This window comes from Microlunatus panaciterrae (genome assembly GCF_016907535.1).
Taxonomy (GTDB): Bacteria; Actinomycetota; Actinomycetes; order Propionibacteriales; family Propionibacteriaceae; genus Microlunatus; species Microlunatus panaciterrae.
The window spans coordinates 2,014,337-2,032,078 of record NZ_JAFBCF010000001.1; the positions used below are offsets into that span (position 1 = coordinate 2,014,337).

Here is a 17,742-nt window from a genome sequence, read left to right on the forward strand (position 1 = left end):
TCAGCGGGCGAACGGGGCATCCAGAGCGGAGAACGTGCGGTGCTCGAAGGCGGCCCGCTCGACCCAGTCCTCGATGCCGCCGATGACCACGTGCCGGCCGTGCTCGTCCTCGCGCAGCTCACTGAACGAGGAGGGAATCTGACGAGGTCGGCCCCGTCGGACGGCGTCCAGCACCCGGGTGAAGCCCCCGCTGCTGGTCAACGGGCTCAGCAGCGTAGCTCCGGTGGCCCGGTGCTCGATCAGGTTGTCCAGCAGCGAGGTCCGGTCGAACACGACCCGCTGAGCCACGTCGTCGCCCGCACGGCGGAGCTCCACAACGTCGTCGGTGTAGAAGAACCGGGCGCTGCCGGCGGTCCCGGTCACCTCGACGAAGGGGGTCTCCTGCTCACCGGCACACAGGGTCAGCGCCACAGTGACCGGCAGTCCGGTCGCGGTGACGATGCGGACCACCGACGTGTCGTCGGCCTCGATGGAGTTGGCCCGGAACAGCTCCACCTCGAGCTCGGCGGGACCCTCGAGGGTGTCCGCTCCCGCCAGCCGCAATGCGGTGGCGGTGGCATGGGCCAACGGGTTGGTGACGACGCCGTCGACCACCTCCACCCCGTCGAGCTGCCGCCTGCCCGCCCAGGGCGAGCGCCGCCAGTAGTCCAGGGTGCGCAGCCAGCGGCCCACTCCGCTGATTCCGGTGATCTCTCCGAGCTCGCCGGCAGCCATCATCCGCCGCAGCTCGCCAATGGCGTGCGAGCCCAGGCTCTGGAAGCCGACCTGGACGACGCGGCCGGTCTCCGCGGCGGCCCGGCCCAGCTCCTCGAACTGGCTGAGCGAGGTGACCGGGGGCTTCTCCAGCAGCACATCCGCCCCGGCCCGCAGCGCCAGCTCAGCGATCGGGAGATGCGTGTGGATAGGGGTGGCGATGGTGACCACGTCGGCACCGACCTCGGCCAGCATCTCGGCAGCATCAGTGAACTCCCGGACGCCGTCGGGCAGCTGGTCCGCCGCTGCGGGCACCCGGTCCGCCGCCGCCACGAAGACGAGCCGTCCCCGGCCGGCCAGCTCGACTGCATGCCGCACATGCTGGGCCCCGTAGCCGTGCATGCCGACGACCGCGACGCGTGGGGGCGGCGTGGCTCCGGCGCGGTCCTGAGGTGCTGTCTGTGTCATCTCTTCCTGCTCCCTGGAAGCCGCCGACCGGCTGGCGTTTGCGCCAGACTATCGTTAAGCGCTTTCCAACGGTTCTCCACGGACGCTCACCGAGACGGGTTCACCCATCTCGAGCGTGCGCGTCACCGTGCAGAGCCGGTCATGGGACTGCCGCACCGATCGGACCAGCACTTCTTCGGCCCGCCGCCCGTCCTCGTCGTCGCCGAACAGGACGTCGAAGTCCATCGCCAGCTCGACCATCCGGTTGCCCCGCTCGTCACGGATCTTGTGGCCGGTCGAACGGACCTCGAACCGTTCGGGCTCGGCCCGCTTGGAGGTGATGAAGTCGACGTCGATGGCACTGCAGGCGGCGATGGCGGCCAGCAGCAGCTCGACCGGGGTGAACTCGGCGTCGTCGCCACTGCCGATCGACAGCGTGCCGCCGCGAACGTTGGTGGCCAGGTAATGACCGCGCCGCAGCCGGGTGAGGTCGAGCCTGCGCAGGGATTCTGGGTTCATGGCTCTCACTGTTCCACGAGCGGTCGAGGGACGGGCTCGTTCCGTACCGGGTCGAACCCGACCGGCTCCGGCGGTGCAGGTCGAACGGCGAGACTCCGCAACCGTGACCACGCAGCAACCAGGTCGGGTCGCCAGCGCACCGTGGTCTGCAGGTCCATCCGCAACCGGGGGGTCAACGGATGGTGCCGGATGATGGTGAACCCGACCGCTTCGAGAAAGCCGACCGGGACCATGCAGCTGTTCTGCCGATGGCTGGCGATAGCCTCCAGTGCCCGGACGTCGCGTTTGACAGCCACGGCCGCGGCGGCCTGCACCAGCTGGCGTCCGAGACCGTGGCCCGCGTACTCGTCAACCACCCGGACGTTCAGCACCACGGCCGCGTCCTGGCTCACCGGGGTGCTGGCGAAGGAGCCCAGCCGCGGCACCAATAGCGCCGGCGCCATGGTCAGGTAGCCGATGACCCGGTCCCCGTTCGTCGCGACCAGCCCGCAGCTGCCCCACTGTCGCTCCACCGTTTCGGCCCATTCCCGCTTGACCGAGCGACCTTCATTCAGCGGCTCGGCACGTCGGCTGCTGGTCAACCACGCCGGCTGGCTGCGCTCCCAGAAGGAACAGCTGTCACAGGGTGGGGGCAGCGACCCGATCTCCGCCGCGCGCAGCGGCCTTATCCGTCGACCCCGCACGGCCTAGTCCGCCCTCACCCTCGGCTTGGCCAGGCCGAGCGCGAAGCCCACCAGGATCCCGAAGAACACCCCGAGTGCGAGCCACAGTGACCAACGCACCGCCCGCTGCACGTTCGGCTCGTGTTCTCCTGTCATGGCCCCATGCTATGCGCCCTCGCTGGCATGAGGCACCCTTGTGTTGTGAGTCTGCCTGAGCCCGTGCGACGCGATACCCGACTCGACAACTATGTCGACCGGTACGCCGCCCGTGCGCACGGGATGACGGCGTCGGCCATCCGGGCCCTGTTCGCGGTCGCGAACCGCCCTGAGGTGGTCTCGCTGGCCGGGGGGATGCCCAATATCGCCGACCTGCCGCTGGACGCTGTGGGCTCGGTGGTGCACGACCTCGTGGTCGACAACGGTCGAGTGGCGATGCAGTACGGCTCCGGGCAGGGCGAGCCGATGTTGCGCGAACAGATCTGCGACATCATGCGGCTCGAGGGTGTGGTCGCCCACCCCGACGACATCACCGTCACTGTCGGGTCTCAGCAGGGCCTGGATCTGGTGACGCGGATCTTCTGCGACCCCGGTGACGTGGTGCTGTGCGAGGCCCCGAGCTATGTCGGAGCCCTGGGCGTATTCAGTTCCTACCAGTGCGACGTGGTGCATGTGGCGATGGATGAGGAGGGCCTGGACCCGCAGGCCCTGACCGAGGCGATCGGTGCTGTGCGGAACGCGGGTAAGCGGGTGAAGTTTCTCTACACGATTCCCAACTTCCACAACCCCGCCGGCGTCACCCAGTCCCTGGAGCGCCGGCAGCAGGTGCTGGCCGTCGCCAAGGCTGCAGACCTGCTCGTGATCGAGGACAACCCCTACGGGCTGCTCGGCTTCGACGGCGAGCCGATCCCGGCGATCCGGTCGCTGGATGCCGACACCGTCGTCTATCTGGGCTCGTTCTCCAAGACCTTCGCGCCCGGGTTCCGGATCGGCTGGGTGCTGGCCCCGCACGCCGTCCGGGAGAAGCTCGTGCTGGCGCAGGAGTCGGCGACGCTCTGCCCGCCGGTGTTCTCCCAGTTCGCGATCTCCGCCTATCTGGCCAAGCACGACTGGCGCAGCCAGATCAAGATCTTCAAGGAGATGTACCGGGATCGGCGGGACGCGATGCTGGCCGGACTCTCCGACCACATGCCGGCCGGCACCAGTTGGACCGTGCCCGAGGGCGGCTTCTTCGTCTGGGTGACGTTGCCGCCGGGGCTGGACTCGCAGTCGATGCTGCCGCGGGCCGTCACCGCCCGGGTGGCCTACGTGCCGGGTACGGCCTTCTACGCCGACGGGTTCGGCAGCCGGCATATGCGGTTGTCCTACTGCTTTCCCACTCCGGAGCGCATCATCGAGGGCACCCGGCGGCTGGGTGAGGTGCTCGAGTACGAGATGTCGGTCAACGAGACCTTCGGCACTGCCATCCACCAGGGCTCATTCAAGCCGTACGAGGCCCCGGGTGCCAACCAGACCTGACCGGCAGGCCGCTGCACGGAGGACGTCGAACGAGGAGCTGTATGGCTGAGAGTGTTGTGGTGCTGTCCGGAGGGCTGTCGCACGAACGCGACGTGTCGCTGAGGTCGGGCCGACGGGTGAGCGAGGCGCTGCGTTCCCGCGGGCTCGAAGTGGTGGAGGCGGACGTCGACTCGCTGCTGCTGCCGCGACTGGCCGAGCTGGATCAGCCGGTGGTCTTCCCGCTGCTGCACGGCGGGGCGGGTGAGGACGGCGCGTTGCGTGAGGTGCTGGGCCTGCTGGGGGTGCCGTTCGTCGGCTCCCTCGGCTCGTCCTCGCGGGTGGCCTTCGACAAGTCGATCGCCACCACTGTCGTTCATGACGCCGGCGTCCGCACCCCGCTGCAGGTCGCGCTCCCCCACGAGATCTTCCGTGAACTGGGAGCGGCGACGCTGGTGAAGGCGCTGGCCGAGCAGATCGGCTTCCCGATGATGGTCAAGCCCTCCCGAGGCGGATCTGCGTTGGGTTGCAGCAAGGTCCTGACCGCCGAGGCATTGCCGTCCGCCATGGTCGGGGCGTTCGCGTACGGCCCGGTCGCGGTGGTGGAGAGCTTCGTCGAGGGAACCGAGGTCACCGTGGCCGTGGTGGACCGGGGCGCCGGGCCGACGGCGCTGCCCGTCGTGGAGATCCGCCCCGACTCCGGCGTGTACGACTACGCCGCCCGCTACACCGCAGGGGCCACGCGCTTCCTCTGTCCGGCGGAGGTGCCGGACGAGGTGGCAGCCCGCTGCGCGGCCGTGGCGCTCAGGGTGCACGACGTCCTCGACCTGGCCGACATCTCCCGAACGGACCTCATCATCGACGCCGAGGGTGAGCCGGTGTTTCTCGAAGTCAACGTCGCCCCCGGGATGACCGAGACCTCGGCGGTGCCGCTCGCGATCGAGGCGGCCGGCTGGAGCCTGGGCAAGATGTGCGCCGACCTGGTCCGGGCCGCGTCGATGCGAGGCAGCCGGATGCCGACCATGAGCCCGCACCCCGGCGCGTTAACCGGTTGAGCATGTCAGGACTGCGGCTCAAGCAGGCGGCGATCGTCCTGGTCGGGCTGGTCGCGGCGGCGGTGATGGTGCTGTTGGGAGTGTGGCAGCTCAACGTGTACACCGCCCAGAGCGCGGACTCGGCCGCCAGCCGGGCCGCAGCGCCGGCGGTGCCGCTGGCACAGGTGGCCCGAGCTGGCGATGCCGTCGTCGACGGCTACGGGCGTACGGTCCACTTCAGCGGCAACTATGACCCGGCGCTGCAGCTGCTGGTCCCGGTTCCGGGTCAGGCGGGCCGCTTCCGGGTGCTCAGCGGGTTGCAGCAGGGCGACGGCAGCGTGGTGCCGGTGGTTCGCGGTGTCGTGGACGGTACTCATGCACCCGCCGCACCGACGGGTCCGCTGGAGCAGAGCGGCGTCCTGCTGCCCTCCGAGGCCGAGAACACCGCCGAGGTGCCGACCGGGCAGCTGGCCTCGGTCCGGCTGGCGACGCTGGCTCAGCTGTGGACCAAGCCGCTCGTCAACGGCTTTGTGACGCTCTCGGCCACCCAGGCGCGGGCCCAGGGCCTGCAGCCGGCGACTGCGGCGTTGCCGGAGGGGCATGGCCGGCTCCGAAACGGCGCCTACGCCTTCCAATGGTGGATCTTCGCCGCCTTCGCTGTCGCCATGGCGATCCGGATGGCCCGGGACCTGGGTTCGAAGCAGGGGTATCTGGAGCTCGTCGAGGAGGGCCACGCTACGGACTCCGGGTAGAGTCGACCCCATGCGTGCTGCCCTGATCCGATACCGCGTGATGGCCTACGTGGTCGGTTGTCTCCTGGTCGTTCTGGTCTGTGTCGGACTACCGATGAAGTATGTGTACGGAGATGACCGGGTCGTGACCTGGACCGGCATCCCCCACGGTTGGCTGTACATGATCCTGCTGATCACCGCCTTCGATCTCGGTCGGCGGGCCCGGTGGACCTGGAAGCGGTTGCTGCTGATCGCTCTGGCCGGCACCGTCCCGTTCCTCTCGTTTGTCGCCGAGAGGTCAGCTACCAAGAACGTCAGGGCGACGATGGCGCGGCAGGAGCGGGTCACCCCCGCCGACACCGACAGCGTCCCCGCTCTCTGAGACTTACCATTTGTCGATAAATATCTTTATCTATTAGTGGTCAAATCGTTTCATCGGCTTCGGGTACTTGCATTGCGGTGACGATGCGCTCCAGATCGTCGACGGTGGCGAACTCGATGGTGATCTTGCCCTTCGTCTTGCCGAAATCGACCTTCACCCTGGTTTCGAAGTGGTCGGACAACCGCTCCGCCAACTCCAGCGCCTTGGGCGCTACCAGCTTCGGCTCTCGACGCCTGGGGCGGTCAGGTTCACCCGTCTCCCCCACCGTGACGAGCTCCTCCACTGCGCGCACCGACAGGCCTTCGGCCACCACCCGCTGCGCCAGCCGCTCCTGAGCCAGCGGATCGTCGACCACCAGCAGAGCACGCGCGTGACCGGCACTCAGCACGCCGGCGGCCACCCTCCGCTGAACGGTCGGCGGCAGGCGAAGCAGGCGGATCGTGTTGGAGATCTGCGGTCGCGACCGTTTGATCCTGGAGGCCAGCTCCTCTTGGGTGCAGCCGAAGTCCTCCAGCATCTGCTGGTAGGCGGCCGCCTCCTCCAGCGGGTTCAGCTGCGCGCGGTGAAGATTCTCCAGCAGCGCATCGCGCAGCAGGTCGTGGTCCTCGGTCTTGCGCACGATCGCTGGGATGGTCTCCTTGCCGGCCTGCTGCGAGGCGCGCCATCGCCGTTCGCCCATCACCAGCTCGTAGCTGTTGTCGTCGAGCGGACGAACCACCACGGGTTGGAGCAGCCCAACCTCGTCGATCGACTGCACCAGCTCGTTCAAGGCCTCCTCGTCGAAGACGGTACGTGGCTGCCTCGGATTGGCGCGGATCGCATCCAGAGGGATGTCGGCGAAATAGGAGCCCTCCGGTACCGGCACCCGCGGCTCCGGGGGCGTGTTCTCCTCCACCGTCCGGGGTGCCCGTCCGTTGGACATGAATGCGCCAGCATCGGCCTGACGTTGGGGACTCTGGGCCTCCGTCCGCTGGATCAGTTGACCCAGTCCGCGGCCAAGGCCACGCCGTTCCGGTTGACCGCTGCTCATGCTTGCTCCTTCGCTCCACGATGGGCTATCTCGGTGGCGGCTTCGCGATACGACACCGCGCCCGCCGAGTCGGGGTGGTAGGTGAGGACCGTCTGCCCATAGCTCGGCGCCTCGGAGATCCGTACCGAACGGGGAATGACGTTGCGTAACGTCTCTTCGGTGAAGTGGGCGCGAACCTCGTCCACGACCTGGGCCGCCAGCCGCGTGCGGGCGTCGAACATGGTGAGAAGCACCGTGCTCACCTTCAGGTCGTCGTTGAGTTCCCCCTTCACCAATCCGATGGTGTTCATCAACTGCGAGACTCCCTCCAGCGCGTAGTACTCGCACTGGATCGGGATCAGGATCTCGCCGGCCGCGACCAACGCGTTCAGGGTCAGCAGTCCCAGCGAGGGGGGGCAGTCGAGGAAGACATAATCCACCGCAGCCTCCTTCAGGTACCGCTTGATCGCGCGGAGCAGTCTGTTCTCCCGGGCGACCACCGAGACCAGCTCGATCTCCGCGCCCGCAAGGTCCACCGTGGCGGGCAGCACCTGCAGGCCGGGGGACTCGGGCGAGGTCACCACATGATCGGCGATGGAGTGGCCATGGATCAGCACCTCATAGGTGCCGGGGGTGCCCGCGTGGTGATCCACCCCGAGCGCCGTGGAGGCGTTGCCTTGTGGGTCAAGGTCGATGACGAGGACAGAGAGCCCACCCTGAGCCAGGGCGGCGGCGATGTTCACCGAAGTGGTCGTCTTGCCAACTCCGCCCTTCTGATTCGCGACCACGAAAACTCGGGGCGCCGGGGGAGCGGGCAGTCGTGGGTAGGTGCGCGTTTCACGTGAAACGTGAGCAGCGTCAACCTGGCTCGAGGTGTCGGGTGGGCTGTAGGCCGGGGTCGCGCCGGTGTTCTCCGGGTTCGACGGGGCGGGGTCATCGTCGCTCATCGCGGACGTTTCACGTGAAACACCGTCTGACTGCGACGGGAGCGGCGTGCGCGTCAGTAGGGCCGCTCCCTCTTTCATCGCGCGTCGGGGGACAGGTTCTTCGCTGACCGCCTCCGTCTCAGACAACTCAGTTGTCGGGGCCGGTGCAGCGGCACGACGTAGGGGATGACTCGTCCAATCCAGCGTTTCACGTGGCACGGTGGGCCATCCAATCTGTGGATCAATGACCACCCTTCGGGGCCAGCCCAGCCCTTGGGCCACCTGGTTCTCGTCCAGGTCATCCTGCAACATCGGTCCCTCGCTTCTCACACCTGGGTCGGTGCTGGAGTAACCGTACTAAAGGTTGCCTACCGGCCCTTAGGCGACGCGCACGACGGTGGTGGATTCTGCCCGCGGGTGAGCCCTGACTGTGAGAATGTCCGCCGTCAGGCGCCGTCTCGCCAAGTCCGCGGCGGCGGCGGCGACCTCGCCCGCTGCCGAGCGGCCCTTGAGCGCGAGTAAAACCCCATGCGGCTCCATCAGCGCGGCACACCACTCGATCAGACGACCTAGGGGCGCGAGGGCTCTGGCGGTCACCACCTCGTAGGTGGCGTCATGGTCTTCGGCTCGGGCGCGGACGACGCTCACCCGCGAAGTTATCCCCAACTCATCCACAGCTTGGGATAAGAAGTTGCAGCGGCGTAACAGCGGCTCCAGCAGGGTCACCTGCAGGTCAGGACGGAGGACCGCCAGCGGGATGCCCGGAAGGCCTGCGCCGCTGCCGACGTCGACGACCGTCGCGCCGGGGGTGATCAACCCGCTGAAGGCGGTCGAGTTGAGGATGTGACGATCCCAGAGCTTGTCGACCTCACGGGGACCGATCAGACCCCACTCGATACCTCGACTTGACAATATATCGACATATCTACTAATGGTCTCAAAGTGTTCGCCGAAGACCTCCTCGGCGATCTCCGCAGTCACGCGCTCGGCAGCACCACGACGCGGCGCTTGGGCTCCTCACCCTCGGACTCACTGGTCAGGCCGGCAGCTGCCACAGCGTCGTGCACGATCTTGCGCTCGAAGGGGTTCATCGGCGCCAGCCGGACCGCTTCGTGGTGGGACTTGGCCTCCTCGACGGCGTCGCTGGCCAGCTCCTGCAGCTCCTTGCGACGGCGATCCCGGTAGCCGGCCACGTCGAGCATCAGCCGGCTGCGGTTGCCGGTCTCGGTCATCACCGCGAGGCGGGCGAGCTCTTGGAGCGCGTCCAGCACCTCGCCATTGGCGCCGACGAGAACGTCGCTCTCGCTCACGATCGAGACATGAGCCCTGCCGCCCTCGACATAGGTGTCGATGTCGCCATCCAGGTCGGCAATGTCCAGCAGCTCCTCGAGGTAGTCGGCAGCGATCTCACCCTCGGTGTCCAGCGGGTTGTCTTCGCCGTCCTCGTCGCCGTCTTCGTCCAGGGCGTCCTCCGCGTCCGGCTCTGTCGGCATCGCCTCAGGCGTGCTCTCTGGCTCCGCCCGCTCGATGGGGTCGGCTGACTGCTCGTCTGTTACGCCGTCGCTCACGGCATCCTCCTGGTTCGGGGCCGCCGAGCGGCATGGCTGTCGGCGGGCGGGTGGGTTTCGTACCGGGTGCTCGGCACAGGTCAGGTCTTGCGCTGCGAACGGGCCTGCTTGCGCGGCTGCTGCCGGACCGGCTTGTTCGGGACGGCGGCCACCTCGGCTGCTGCTGGCTCGACGACCTGCTCCTTCTTCACGACCTTGCCCCTCGCCCGGTGGCGTTCCTCCCAGGCGTCGTAGGCCGGCGTCCCGGGAGCCGGGTTGCGGCGGATGACGTAGAACTGCTGGCCCATCGTCCACAGGTTGGAGGTGAACCAGTAGATCAGCACACCGACCGGGAAGTTGATGCCGCCGACCGCGAAGATCAGCGGGAAGAGGTACAGCATCATCTTCTGCTGCTGTGCGAACGGGCCGGTAAGCGCCTCTGGTGGCATGTTCTTGCGCATCAGCTGCAGTTGGGTGATGAACAGCGTCGCGGTCATCAGCAGGATCAGGACGACTGTGACGACCTGGACGCTGGTGATGGTCCCGCTGAACGGCAGGAACTTGTCCGAGATCCGGGCGCCGAAGATGGTCGCCTCGTGCAGCGACGTCAGCAGGTCGGGGTTCACCTTCAGCCAGTGGCCGCGCGGGGTCTGGTTCGCGGCGCCGTCCAGCACCCTGAACAGGGCGATGAAGATGGGGGACTGCAGCAGCAGCGGCATGCAGGAGGCCAGTGGGTTGGTGCCGGTCTCCTTGTAGAGCTTCATGGTCTCCTGGCCGAGCTTCTCCCGGTCGTGACCGTACTTCTTCTGCAGCTCGCGCACCTTGGGCTGCAACAGCTGCATGTTCCGCGAGGAGCGGATCTGCTTGACAAACAGGGGGATCAGCAGGGTGCGGATCACCACCGTCAGCGAGACGATGGTCAGCGTCCAGGTCCAGCCGCTGTCGGCACCCAGCAGTGGCGCCCACAGTGCATGGAAGAGCACCATGATGCCCGACACCACCCAGTAGAGCGGCTGCATGATGGCGCTGCCCACGGCGATAAAGGGGTCCCAGATACTCAGAGGGACCAGCATCGGAATCAGCGCTTGAATCACTTCACACCTCGTACTTGGGCCGCCACGGCCACGGCATCTTCATGGTCAGGGGTTTTCGCTTCGTCCATTGTGGACGCTGGCCCGGTTTCGTCCGAATCGTCGCTCTCCGGCTCCTCGGTCCCGGGCACCGGATCGTAGCCACCGGCAGCCCAGGGATGGCAGCGCAGGAGCCGACGGATGGCCAGCCAGCTGCCCTTGATCGCGCCATGGCGCTGGACAGCACCGAGCGCGTAGGCCGAACAACTGGGGTAGTAGCGGCAGACATCGCCGTAGAGTGGGCTGATGACCAGCCGGTAGACCTTGAGCAGGCCGATCAGGACGTACTTCATCGAGTGGTCACCCGGCTCGACTCGGCCCGCTCGGGGTCGAGACGCCGCAGTGCCTTCGACCAGGCTCCATGCAGGTCGTCACCCAGTTGACCGCCGGCCACCGCAGCCGGCGGCAGGGCCCGAACCACGAACCGTGAGCCTGGCGGCGTCGCCACCAGCTCGTCCCGCACCAGGTGCCGGAGCCGACGCTTGACGCGGTTTCGGGTGACCGCGTTGCCAACCGCTTTCGAGACCACGAAGCCGACCCGGACAGGTGCATCCGCCTCGCTCGAGGCCCGAGCATGAAGCACCAGCGTCGCTCGACCGACCCGTACCCCGTTCCTCACGGTCGCACGGAAGTCGGCCGCGCTGCGCATCCGACAAGGCTGGGGCAACACGGGCGACTCTTATCTGGGCCTTGGGTTCATGCAGAAAGGTTGGCGCGGCCCTTGCGACGACGCGCTGCCAGGATGGCGCGGCCGGCGCGGGTCCGCATACGCAGACGGAAGCCATGGGTACGGCTGCGGCGCCGATTGCTCGGCTGGAAAGTGCGCTTGCTCACGGGATAACTCCCATATCTTCTCTGAGGTGGACAGCAGCGCCCCTGTCAAGGGCGCGGAGAACTGGCACGCTGAAACCAGCGACCTGCTAACGGTACGGGGAGCCTGTGGACAGGTCAAACCGGGATGAGCGTCGATTCCGGTGCCTGAGCCAGCTCACCGGACCTCTCACTCTACCTTGTCCACTCGACACGCCGGACAAAGTCGAAAGGGACACGCTGCAAGGGTTGCGCCCGTGACGAAAGGCTTGCTAGCGTCACGCGTCGCCCGTTGTTCGACCCGCCTCCGAGCCTCGCCTCGCTGGTGGCCGTTGGTGTTTCCCGCTATTTGTGCACAAGGTGTGGATAAGTGTGTGGAAGGACTAGGGTGAGTCCAGTCAGGCCGGACCGAGAAGCACACCTTCTCGCTCTTCGGGGGGACTCGTGCAGAGTCGATCCGGCGCGTTAACCCACGACGGAGATCGAGAACGAGTGAGCGACGATTCCCAGAGCATGGCGAGCTCGACAATCCTGGCCTGGGATCATGTCCATTCCGCGTCGCCACGTGAGCAGCGTCCCTGGCTCGACGGCAGCAAGCCACTGACGCTGCACGAGGACACCCTGATGGTGGCCGTGCCGAGCGACTTCACCCGCAACCAGCTGGAGAACCGGTTCAGGCTCAACATCGAGTCCTCGCTGTCGGACTACTACGGCCGGCCGATCCGGGTCGCCGTCATCGTCGACAACACCCTCACCGACGATGCACCACGGCCGCCGGCCTCGCCGAAGGAGTTCGAGGGGGACTTCGCTGACGAGTCCGGACCGGACCTGGAGGGGTTCGGTCAGACCGGCGACGACTACGGCCAGGTCAGCCAGGGTCACAGCAACGGTCCGCAGGGGGCACGCTTCGTGCCGCAGCCGATGGGCTCGGACAACGTCGAGCGGGCCCGCCGCGACGCCGATGCGCGGCTGAACCCGAAGTACTCGTTCGAGACCTTCGTCATCGGCAGCTCCAACCGCTTCGCCCACGCGGCGGCCGTAGCGGTGGCCGAGGCGCCGGGCAAGGCGTACAACCCGCTGATGATCTACGGCGACTCCGGACTGGGCAAGACGCACCTGCTGCACGCCCTCGGCCACTACGTCCGCAACTACTACGACCGGGTCAGGGTGCGCTACGTCTCCACCGAGGAGCTCACCAACGACTTCATCAACGCCATCAGCGAAAACAAGACGGCCCAGTTCCGCCGACGCTACCGTGACGTCGACGTCCTGCTGATCGACGACATCCAGTTCCTCGAAAGCAAGATCCAGACGCAGGAGGAGTTCTTCCACACCTTCAACACCCTGCACAACGCCCAGAAGCAGATCGTGATGACCTCCGACCGGCCGCCGAAGCTGCTGGAGGCGCTGGAGCCGCGGTTGCGCAGCCGGTTCGAGTGGGGGCTGATCACCGACGTGCAGCCGCCGGACCTCGAGACGCGGATCGCGATCCTGCGGAAGAAGGCCGCCCAGGAGCGGCTGACGGCGGGCCCCGAGGTGCTCGAGTTCATCGCAAGCCGGATCCAGACCAACATCCGCGAGCTGGAGGGGGCGTTGATCCGGGTCACGGCGTTCGCCAGCCTCAACCGGCAGCAGGTGGACATGTCGCTGGCGGAGATCGTGCTGAAGGATCTCATCCCCGAAGGCGCGGACGCCCAGATCACCTCTGGCACGATCATGGCCCAGACCGCGGCCTACTTCGGGCTGACGATCGACGACCTCTCCGGGCAGAGCCGGACCCATGTCCTGGTCACGGCCCGGCAGATCGCGATGTACCTCTGCCGCGAGCTGACCGACCTGTCGCTGCCCAAGATCGGCCAGCAGTTCGGCGGCCGTGACCACACCACGGTCATGCACGCCGACCGCAAGATCCGCACCCTGATGGCCGAACGGCGCAGCGTGTTCAACCAGGTCACCGAGCTGACCAACCGGATCAAGCAGCAGCCCACCCAGCGCTGACCGGCGACGACCCCACAGCATGGGGAGAACCCTGTGGACAACTGTGGATGATGGCCGCGCACGTTGGGGAAGTGCCGGGGATGACGCCGTCGGCAGCGCAGCTTGTCCCAAGATCCTCCCCGTGTAGTTCTGGCGTTTCCACAGCGTCGGCAGCAGTTCATCTCCCGGCTGACCAGCCAGAACGCCGGTTATCCACAGAATCCCCAGCACCTATGACTACGACGAGAAGTTACATATCTCTTTGGGGTTCTAAGTCGGTGCGGGCCCGAGCTGTGCACAACCCCCGAGTAGTTCGGATCCAGCAAGGTGACAGCAGACGCCGCGTCGGTATGATCGTCGGGCCGCCTGGCTACGGGCGCACAGAACGATCAGCGGAGCATCGGCGCCCGGGTTAACCGTACGATCCGCTCAACTGCAGGAGGCAGAGTGAAGATTCGACTCGAGCGCGACGTACTGGCCGAGGCCGTCCAATGGGCGGCCCGCAGTCTGCCGACGCGGCCGAGCGTGCCGATCCTGGCCGGACTGCTGCTGAAGGCCGACGCGTCGGGTGTCACGATGTCGAGCTTCGACTACGAGACGTCGGCGAAGGTCAGCGTCAAGGCGACGGTGAGTGACGAGGGCGAGGTCCTGGTCTCCGGCCGGCTGCTGGCCGACATCTCCCGTTCGCTGCCGGCCAAGCCGGTCGACATCACCGCCGATGACAGCAAGATGGAGCTGGTCTGCGGCAGCGCGAGGTTCACCCTGCAGACGCTGCCGGTGGCCGACTACCCGACCCTGCCGCACATGCCCGAGGCGACCGGCGCGGTGCCGAGCGACAGGTTCGCCCAGGCGGTCTCGCAGGTGGTGGTCGCCGCCGGAAGGGACGAGCTGCTGCCGGTGTTCACCGGCATCCGGATCGAGATCGACGGGGACACCATCTCGCTGCTGGCGACCGACCGGTACCGGATGGCGCTGAAGGAGCTGAACTGGAACCCGGCCTCGACCCAGGTCGAGGCACAGGCGCTCGTCCCGGCCCGGGTGCTCTCGGAGACGGCGAAGTCGATGACCGCCGGTGAGCAGGTGACCCTCAGCCTGGCCAACTCCTCGGCCGGTGACGGCATCATCGGCTTCGAGGGCGACGGCGTCGGCGGCGTGCGGCAGACCACCACCCGGCTGCTGGACGGGGAGTTCCCCAAGGTCCGGCACATCATGAACACCCAGGCGGCCATGAACGTCCGGGTGAACACCGCCGAGATGATCGCGGCGGCCCGCCGGGTGGCCCTGGTGGCCGAACGGAACACCTCGCTGCGGATGCTGATCGGCGACGGCGCGGTCACTCTGGAGGCCGCCACCGGGGACCAGGCACAGGCGTCGGAGGCGATCGAGGCCACCATCGAGCAGGTGGACGGCGGAGCGCAGGCGGTGACCGCGGCCGGCTTCAACCCCAGCTATCTGCTGGACGCGCTGGGCGCCTTCGACACCCCGTACGTCAACTTCGCCTTCACCGCCCCGAGCAAGCCGTGCCAGCTCACCGGTCTGGCCGAGCTGGACGGCGAGCCGCTCGCCGACTACCGGCATGTGATCATGTTGATGCGGCTGCCCGGCTAGCCCGCTTCGGGGGTCGGTCGTTGGTTCGGTTTCCCAAGTCGACTTGGGAAACCCTCACTCAGCCAGGCAGATTCGCCTGGCAGAGTGACAGGAAGCCGTGCACAGTGCGGGGTACGAGAGGAGAGGCACATGGAGATCGGACTCGTCGGCCTGGGCAAGATGGGCGGCAACATGCGCCAGCGCATCCGCGCCGGGGGGCACACGGTGATCGGCTTCGACACCAACCAGGACATCTCCGACGCCAAGGACCTGCCGGACCTGGTGTCGCAGTTCACCCAGAGCCCCAAGGTGGTCTGGGTGATGGTGCCGGTGCAGGCCATCGACCCGGTCGTCGACCAGCTGGCCGACCTCCTGGACGAGGGTGACATCATCATCGACGGCGGCAACACCCTGTGGTCCGATGACCGGGTACGGGCCGACAAGCTCGCCGAGAAGGGAATCCACTTCCTCGACTGTGGCGTCTCGGGTGGCGTCTGGGGCCTCGAGAACGGCTATGCACTGATGGTGGGCGGCGACGAGGCCGATGTCGCGACCGTGCAGCCCGTCTTCGACGCGCTCAAGCCGGTCGGCGACTTCGGCTTCGTGCACGCCGGCCCGCACGGCGCCGGCCACTTCGCCAAGATGGTGCACAACGGCATGGAGTACGCGATCATGCAGGCCTACGCCGAGGGCTGGGAGCTGCTGGAGACCGCGGACGTGGTCACCGACGTGCCGGCGACGTTCGAGTCGTGGCGGGAGGGCACCGTGATCCGGTCCTGGCTGCTGGACCTGATGGTGCGGGCGCTCAAGGCTGACAACGACCTGTCGGAGATCAAGGGCTACGCGGAGGACTCCGGCGAGGGCCGGTGGATGGTCGACGCGGCGATCGACCTGGCGGTGCCGGTGCCGGCGCTGACGGCGGCCCTGTTCGCCCGCTTCGTCTCCCGGCAGGACGAGTCGCCGGCCATGAAGATGGTCGCCGCCATGCGCAACCAGTTCGGCGGTCACGCCGTCAAGACCGAGTCGCCCAGCCTGGACGACGTCTAGGCTGCGTAGGTGTTCGTCGATCATCTTCAGCTGGCCGACTTCCGGTCGTACGTGGGGGTCGACGTGCCGCTGGGTGCCGGCGTGACGATCTTCGTCGGCGCCAACGGCCAGGGCAAGACCAACCTGGTCGAGGCGATCGAGTATCTGTCCACCCTGTCTTCGCACCGGGTGTCGTCCGATCTGCCGCTGGTCCGCGCCGGCTGTGAACGGGCGGTCGTCCGAGCCCGGGTGCAGGCGGGCCGCGACGACGAGCGGCAGCTGCAGCTGGAGATCGAGATCAGCCCGGGTAAGGCCAACCGGGCCAGGTTGAACCGGTCCCCGCTGCCGCGGCCGCGGGAGATTCTGGGGCTGCTGCGGACGGTGATGTTCTCGCCCGAGGACCTGGCCATCGTCAAGGGCGACCCCAGCGAGCGCCGCCGGTTCCTCGACGAGCTGGTGGTCTCCCGCTGGCCACGGATGGCCGGCGTCCGCGGCGACTACGACCGCGTCCTGAGACAGCGCAACACCCTGCTGAAGTCGCTCAGTGGTCGCCGGTTCTCCCGGGCCGAGCGGGACGACCCGCACGCCGAGTCCACGCTGGAGGTCTGGGACTCCCACCTGGCCAAGGTGGGCGGTGAGCTGCTGGAGGCGCGGCTGGCGACGCTCACCGCCCTGATGCCGCACGCCAGCAAGGCGTACGCCGACATCGCACCGACCAACAACGAGGCGACGGCGACCTACAAGACGACGCTGGAGCTGGGCGAGCTGACCCGGCGGGACGACCTGGCTGAGGTGTTGCGGGCCGCCATGCAGGAGCGGCGGGTCGACGAGATCCAGCGCGGTGTGTCTTTGGTCGGCCCGCACCGCGACGACGTCGAGCTGGTCCTTGGTGCGCTGCCGGCCAAGGGCTACGCCAGCCACGGCGAGTCCTGGTCGTTCGCGCTGGCGTTGAAGCTGGGCAGCTTCCACCTGCTCAGGGCCGACGGGGTGGAGCCGGTGCTGGTGCTGGACGACGTCTTCGCCGAACTCGACAGCACCCGCCGCGAGCGGCTGGCGGCCGGGGTGTCCGACGCGGAGCAGGTGCTGGTGACGGCGGCCGTCGGTGCCGACGTGCCCGAGCTGTTGCAAGGGCGACGCTACGTCGTCGGTGGCGGGGAGGTCAGCGCTGATGCTGCCTGACACCACCAACGGCGGCCCGAGTAACGATGGCGCGGGCAGCGAGAAGGAGCCGGTCGAGCCTGCGCGAGGCGTCACGCATGAACCGACCGGTCTCGGGCTTGCCCGCGAGATCGCCAACTCGGTTGCCGCCGGATCCAAGGGCCGCCGCCGGCGCCGCCGCCCGGCCCGGTCGCCCGATCCGTCGCATTCGGGCGCCCATCCCGACGACCGCGACCCACAGCCGCTGTCGGCGGCGATGGGCCGGCTGGTCGACTCGAAGGGTTGGTCGCGGGAGATCAACGTGCACGTCCTGCTCGGTCGCTGGCCGGTGCTGGTCGGCCCCACCAACGCTGCCCATTCAGCCCCGGTCGGCTACACCGACACCGTGCTGACCGTCCGCGCCGACTCGACCGTCTGGGCGACGTCGCTGCGGTCGATGGCGCCGCAGCTGGTGGCCAAGCTCAATGCCGAGCTCGGCGACGGCACGGTCACCTCGGTCAAGGTCCTCGGCCCGGAGGCGCCGTCCTGGAAGAAGGGCCGGCTGTCGGTCCGAGACGGCCGCGGTCCCCGCGACACCTACGGCTGAGCAGCGACCGCCTCCCCAACGCGTCCG

20 protein-coding genes and 1 pseudogene are annotated in these 17,742 nt (G+C 67.8%); 9 read left to right on the top strand and 12 right to left on the bottom strand.

The features are described from left to right. From JOE57_RS09155 to JOE57_RS18945, 4 genes are all read right to left on the bottom strand, one after another. A complete protein-coding gene (locus JOE57_RS09155; protein ID WP_204917403.1) occupies window positions 1–1,161 on the bottom strand; it encodes a Gfo/Idh/MocA family protein in 1,161 nt (386 codons plus the stop codon). Window positions 1,162–1,215: 54 nt separating this feature from the next. After that, the gene (locus JOE57_RS09160) at window positions 1,216–1,659 is read right to left on the bottom strand and encodes an OsmC family protein (RefSeq protein WP_204917404.1); all 444 of its coding nucleotides are present in this window, start codon (window positions 1,657–1,659) and stop codon (window positions 1,216–1,218) included. Window positions 1,660–1,664: 5 nt separating this feature from the next. Beyond that, the gene (locus tag JOE57_RS09165) at window positions 1,665–2,240 is read right to left on the bottom strand and encodes a GNAT family N-acetyltransferase (RefSeq protein ID WP_204917405.1); all 576 of its coding nucleotides are present in this window, start codon (window positions 2,238–2,240) and stop codon (window positions 1,665–1,667) included. Between the two features lie 105 nt (window positions 2,241–2,345). After that, window positions 2,346–2,477 (bottom strand): hypothetical protein, encoded by a 132-nt coding sequence (locus tag JOE57_RS18945; protein ID WP_275588334.1) that lies wholly within the window; start codon window positions 2,475–2,477, stop codon window positions 2,346–2,348. 45 nt (window positions 2,478–2,522) lie between these two features. On the opposite strand from JOE57_RS18945, the gene JOE57_RS09170 reads away from it, so the two are divergent. The 4 genes and pseudogenes from JOE57_RS09170 to JOE57_RS09185 all read left to right on the top strand — a co-directional run. Continuing rightward, window positions 2,523–3,836 (top strand): aminotransferase-like domain-containing protein, encoded by a 1,314-nt coding sequence (locus JOE57_RS09170; protein WP_425561268.1) that lies wholly within the window; start codon window positions 2,523–2,525, stop codon window positions 3,834–3,836. 41 nt (window positions 3,837–3,877) lie between these two features. After that, window positions 3,878–4,867, top strand: coding sequence for a D-alanine--D-alanine ligase family protein (locus JOE57_RS09175; RefSeq protein WP_204917407.1), 990 nt, complete (start codon window positions 3,878–3,880; stop codon window positions 4,865–4,867). A 2-nt stretch (window positions 4,868–4,869) separates the two neighbouring features. Continuing rightward, entirely contained in the window at window positions 4,870–5,598 is a 729-nt protein-coding gene (locus JOE57_RS09180) for an SURF1 family protein (protein ID WP_204917408.1), read from the top strand. 13 nt (window positions 5,599–5,611) lie between these two features. Further along, window positions 5,612–5,959: pseudogene (locus JOE57_RS09185) on the top strand (DUF3817 domain-containing protein); the annotation flags it as partial. Window positions 5,960–5,999: 40 nt separating this feature from the next. Here JOE57_RS09185 and JOE57_RS09190 read toward each other — a convergent pair. From JOE57_RS09190 to rpmH, 8 genes are all read right to left on the bottom strand, one after another. Then, window positions 6,000–6,989 carry a ParB/RepB/Spo0J family partition protein gene (locus JOE57_RS09190; RefSeq protein WP_204917410.1) on the bottom strand — a complete coding sequence of 330 codons (990 nt, stop codon included), beginning with the start codon at window positions 6,987–6,989 and terminating at the stop codon, window positions 6,000–6,002. Further along, window positions 6,986–7,915, bottom strand: a complete 930-nt coding sequence (locus JOE57_RS09195) for a ParA family protein (protein WP_204920335.1) — start codon at window positions 7,913–7,915, stop codon at window positions 6,986–6,988. Before JOE57_RS09195 ends, JOE57_RS09190 begins: the two co-directional genes overlap by 4 nt. 357 nt (window positions 7,916–8,272) lie before the next feature. Beyond that, window positions 8,273–8,875 (bottom strand): 16S rRNA (guanine(527)-N(7))-methyltransferase RsmG, encoded by a 603-nt coding sequence (gene rsmG / locus JOE57_RS09200; protein ID WP_204917411.1) that lies wholly within the window; start codon window positions 8,873–8,875, stop codon window positions 8,273–8,275. Continuing rightward, window positions 8,872–9,387: a Jag family protein gene (locus JOE57_RS09205; protein WP_204920336.1), complete on the bottom strand. Its 516-nt coding sequence runs from the start codon at window positions 9,385–9,387 to the stop codon at window positions 8,872–8,874. Before JOE57_RS09205 ends, rsmG begins: the two co-directional genes overlap by 4 nt. Window positions 9,388–9,542: 155 nt before the next feature. Further along, window positions 9,543–10,523 (bottom strand): membrane protein insertase YidC, encoded by a 981-nt coding sequence (gene yidC / locus JOE57_RS09210; RefSeq protein ID WP_420827699.1) that lies wholly within the window; start codon window positions 10,521–10,523, stop codon window positions 9,543–9,545. A gap of 8 nt (window positions 10,524–10,531) precedes the next feature. Beyond that, window positions 10,532–10,864, bottom strand: coding sequence for a membrane protein insertion efficiency factor YidD (gene yidD, locus JOE57_RS09215; protein WP_204917413.1), 333 nt, complete (start codon window positions 10,862–10,864; stop codon window positions 10,532–10,534). Continuing rightward, window positions 10,861–11,241, bottom strand: a complete 381-nt coding sequence (rnpA, locus tag JOE57_RS09220; protein WP_204917414.1) for a ribonuclease P protein component — start codon at window positions 11,239–11,241, stop codon at window positions 10,861–10,863. The genes yidD and rnpA overlap by 4 nt, the downstream gene beginning before the upstream one ends. A 26-nt stretch (window positions 11,242–11,267) precedes the next feature. Then, on the bottom strand, window positions 11,268–11,405 hold the full coding sequence (gene rpmH / locus JOE57_RS09225; protein ID WP_204917415.1) for a 50S ribosomal protein L34: 138 nt from the start codon (window positions 11,403–11,405) through the stop codon (window positions 11,268–11,270). 489 nt (window positions 11,406–11,894) lie between these two features. Between rpmH and dnaA the strand changes: the two genes are divergently transcribed. From dnaA to JOE57_RS09250, 5 genes are all read left to right on the top strand, one after another. Beyond that, on the top strand, window positions 11,895–13,379 hold the full coding sequence (gene dnaA, locus JOE57_RS09230) for a chromosomal replication initiator protein DnaA (protein WP_204917416.1): 1,485 nt from the start codon (window positions 11,895–11,897) through the stop codon (window positions 13,377–13,379). A 426-nt stretch (window positions 13,380–13,805) separates the two neighbouring features. Further along, on the top strand, window positions 13,806–14,966 hold the full coding sequence (gene dnaN, locus JOE57_RS09235; protein WP_204917417.1) for a DNA polymerase III subunit beta: 1,161 nt from the start codon (window positions 13,806–13,808) through the stop codon (window positions 14,964–14,966). Between the two features lie 129 nt (window positions 14,967–15,095). After that, window positions 15,096–15,992, top strand: coding sequence for a phosphogluconate dehydrogenase (NAD(+)-dependent, decarboxylating) (gene gnd / locus JOE57_RS09240; RefSeq protein ID WP_204917418.1), 897 nt, complete (start codon window positions 15,096–15,098; stop codon window positions 15,990–15,992). 9 nt (window positions 15,993–16,001) lie between these two features. After that, window positions 16,002–17,150 carry a DNA replication/repair protein RecF gene (gene recF / locus JOE57_RS09245; RefSeq protein WP_204917419.1) on the top strand — a complete coding sequence of 383 codons (1,149 nt, stop codon included), beginning with the start codon at window positions 16,002–16,004 and terminating at the stop codon, window positions 17,148–17,150. Next, on the top strand, window positions 17,140–17,715 hold the full coding sequence (locus JOE57_RS09250) for a DciA family protein (RefSeq protein WP_204917420.1): 576 nt from the start codon (window positions 17,140–17,142) through the stop codon (window positions 17,713–17,715). Before recF ends, JOE57_RS09250 begins: the two co-directional genes overlap by 11 nt. Window positions 17,716–17,742 lie beyond the last annotated feature (27 nt).